The organism is Parasporobacterium paucivorans DSM 15970 (assembly GCF_900141895.1).
Lineage (GTDB): Bacteria > Bacillota > Clostridia > Lachnospirales > Lachnospiraceae > Parasporobacterium > Parasporobacterium paucivorans.
On record NZ_FQYT01000045.1, the window covers coordinates 1 to 2,893 of the forward strand.

The following is a 2,893-nucleotide window of genomic DNA, read 5'->3' on the forward strand; positions in this document are numbered from 1 at the left end:
GGGAGTGTTCCACTACATCTCCCCAAGCAACATGTTAATCATATCGGTTCATTAAGAAATGTCGATGTTTTTGTCTTGACAACTGACCCACTATACAATTACAAATTTAACGGTTTCTTGGTAAGCATATTTTGGTTTTCCTATCATCACTTTTCTCCTCTGCTTTTTGCTTATTAAATTGCTGCTTTTCCATATTCTTTGTTATAAACATCCTGTAATTTGTCATATAATCTTTTTGCTTCTTTATATGATCCAAATCGGTGTGGGATTTTAGGGTAAAGATCTTCTACAATTTGAGCTATGTCCCGAATAATTTTATTACCTGTAACAAACTCAAAAACCTCACTAATTTTCCAATCATATACAAGCATTGCAATTGCAGCTGCATCCAATAGCACATCAAAATTATTCTTTTCCATATGAATCATCATGCATCTGTTGTGGTGCAATTTCTCTCCACAGGTACAAGCAATAGGCGGATAATTACTTAATAACATACCTCCAATGGTTACTTTCGTATTGGATGGTACTTCTAAATTTCTGCATATTTTATTTCTTGCTTTTATTTCAGTATACATATCTCTAGAGGCTTTCCCTCTCTCATCCACCTCAGATCTTTCTATCTCATATGCAGCATTTTCTCCACAACAAATTAACCCAGGAAAAGCCAAATCTCTCATTACCCGTAAAAACGTTCTTCTAAAACCCGAGTTCTTGATTACTTCCTTATAGCTGCTGCTATTATTACAGCTTTGATATGTATGCCACTCCAAACAATCATATCTGCCGCAGAAAATATCTGTATACAATTCAAGACTAATCTCGCAAGCTGTCACCTCCGCTGGCTCTAACATTATATGCATCAAAAAAATCCTCCTATCTCTCCGGTTATTCCAGGTTTGATAAGAGGATAATATACTCACTATTATTTTTCATTGGACAGATAGTCCAATGGACTATGCAACTTGATAAAGTTTGTAATAATATGATAAACATCGTTTTGTTGCGGAATCTTTTGAAAGCTCCATGAAACGGACCAAGAAGTTCTGTTTCTGTGGAACAATCAGTTCATCCGTATGAACACCAAGGAGTATACTTAATGCGTACATATGATCAAGAGAAGGCAGAATCTTTCCCTTAAACCATCTGTAAATCGGTTGTGGGCACGATAAATGCAAATATTCCTGAATATACTTAACACTATATCCAGAGCTTCTAATTATGGTTTCTAATAAAATTCCAGTTTGTCTTATATCGATATTAGGATATTGCATAAGAGGCTCCTTTCTTGTATTTGTTGTTCATTTCCTATGTAAATGGGCAGAATAATATTTCGTAATAATTTGATCCAGATAATTAATATATATTAATCATCTCCATACGCATTTAACCATTCACCTTCCATACGATTAATGACTGCTGATACTCTGACATATCACTATTACTCAAAGATGCGTATTTCTCTTCGAATTCATCTTGCCCCATTGACCACCTTCTCTCAACTAATTCTTCAACTAAATCTGGATTGTTTTTTCTTCTTCCCATTTTTCTCCTCTTCTTCATGATTAAATTTCGTCTTACACCATCTTTTCACATGTGGTATCGTCTTATAAATCACATAACCAGTTACGGTAGCAGCCACAACAATTCCGCCTATTATAAGAATTTTTTTTGTTTCAGCTTTACTCGATTCAACACTTTCCTTAGTAATATCTATAGAAACATTTGATATAACCATTTTCTGTGCTGCTAAGTCAACCTCCTTCTTTAATCTCCGATCACTTGCTACAGCATTTCTTAGTGCAGATATATGATTGGTATCTAGATTTAACTCGTCCACTATTTTTTCATCCCACTTTCGCGTCGTCCAATAGCGATTATACATTGAATACCCGCCATTTCCTCTATGAAAATCATTTTCTACAACAAATGCTTTTGCCTTTTCTGTTATGGTATAATCTCCTGGATTACCGCTAAGAAATCCCGCTTCTTTTAATGCATAATTCATCTCCTGTCCGGTTAATCCAAATCTTTCACCAAGCATTCTTGCTGATAATATCATAATTTTTCACCTCTCGTTAATTTACTATTTCCTTTCGGTAAAATGCTTAACTACATCCACAAGATAAAGCAATTTATCATATTTGCCAAAAAAATCTTCTGGTAGTAGCTCAAATATTACCCTATATTCCTCATCTTTTGTAATGCCTAAATAATTCATGCAAAGTTGTTTTAATCTTTCAAATAATAGCAATACATTTGAATCTGAGAAATCTGCTCCAATAATATCTATATTATCTACAATAATTTCAACGACTTCGTCAAACATTTCTTCAAATCTTCGCTTTGCATACGTCTTTATTGCTTTTGATGCGAATTGAATTATTTTTGGATCAGCTTCATCAAAAATTTCATTTATTAATGAACCATCGCAACTTCCGGCAATTGCAATAGCAGCAAGAATTATTGTTCCAGCAACCCCGAGGCAACCCGAAATTTTTTCAAACTCTTCTTGTATAATTCGGAGCACTTTATCACTATCAAAATCATTGTCTACATTTTGTTCTATATGATTGCAAAATTGTTCAAATAACTGTTCATACAGATCTGTACTATCTTGTATCTGTTCAGATAACTGTTTATAATAATCCGATTCTACCCATCGCTCGCTTCTTTTTGTTATTTCAAAAAATGACGACTTACTGAAATAGCTAATCAAATTATTCTTCATACCAAGCATTTTTAGTTGTTCTGCAACAGCAATCATATCCTCAATTTCTTTCTTTTTACTCTTTAGCTGTTATTGATTTCTGAGTTTGTCCGCCCGTTGCTCTCTGGAGCTGCCTAAAACTGCTCGCCTATGCTGCCACGGTGGTTATGAGTTCGGGCACAA

4 protein-coding genes are annotated in these 2,893 nt (G+C 34.4%); all 4 read right to left on the reverse strand.

Features of this window, described 5'->3' with window-relative positions:
• Positions 1-173: 173 nt before the first annotated feature.
• The gene (locus tag BUA79_RS12095) at positions 174-863 is read right to left on the reverse strand and encodes a hypothetical protein (protein WP_073994669.1); all 690 of its coding nucleotides are present in this window, start codon (positions 861-863) and stop codon (positions 174-176) included.
• A 523-nt stretch (positions 864-1,386) separates the two neighbouring features.
• Positions 1,387-1,545: a hypothetical protein gene (locus BUA79_RS12630; protein ID WP_178138609.1), complete on the reverse strand. Its 159-nt coding sequence runs from the start codon at positions 1,543-1,545 to the stop codon at positions 1,387-1,389.
• Complete coding sequence (locus BUA79_RS12105) at positions 1,511-2,062, reverse strand: hypothetical protein (RefSeq protein WP_073994671.1); 552 nt, start codon at positions 2,060-2,062, stop codon at positions 1,511-1,513. The genes BUA79_RS12630 and BUA79_RS12105 overlap by 35 nt, the downstream gene beginning before the upstream one ends.
• A gap of 24 nt (positions 2,063-2,086) precedes the next feature.
• Complete coding sequence (locus tag BUA79_RS12110) at positions 2,087-2,767, reverse strand: hypothetical protein (RefSeq protein WP_073994672.1); 681 nt, start codon at positions 2,765-2,767, stop codon at positions 2,087-2,089.
• Positions 2,768-2,893 lie beyond the last annotated feature (126 nt).

Excerpts from the sequence above, each read along its gene's own strand:
- BUA79_RS12630 (WP_178138609.1), bottom strand. The coding sequence starts at position 1,545 with ATGGGAAGAAGAAAAAACAATCCAGATTTAGTTGAAGAATTAGTTGAG.
- BUA79_RS12095 (WP_073994669.1), bottom strand. The coding sequence starts at position 863 with ATGCATATAATGTTAGAGCCAGCGGAGGTGACAGCTTGCGAGATTAGT.
- BUA79_RS12105 (WP_073994671.1), bottom strand. The coding sequence starts at position 2,062 with ATGATATTATCAGCAAGAATGCTTGGTGAAAGATTTGGATTAACCGGA.
- BUA79_RS12110 (WP_073994672.1), bottom strand. The coding sequence starts at position 2,767 with ATGATTGCTGTTGCAGAACAACTAAAAATGCTTGGTATGAAGAATAAT.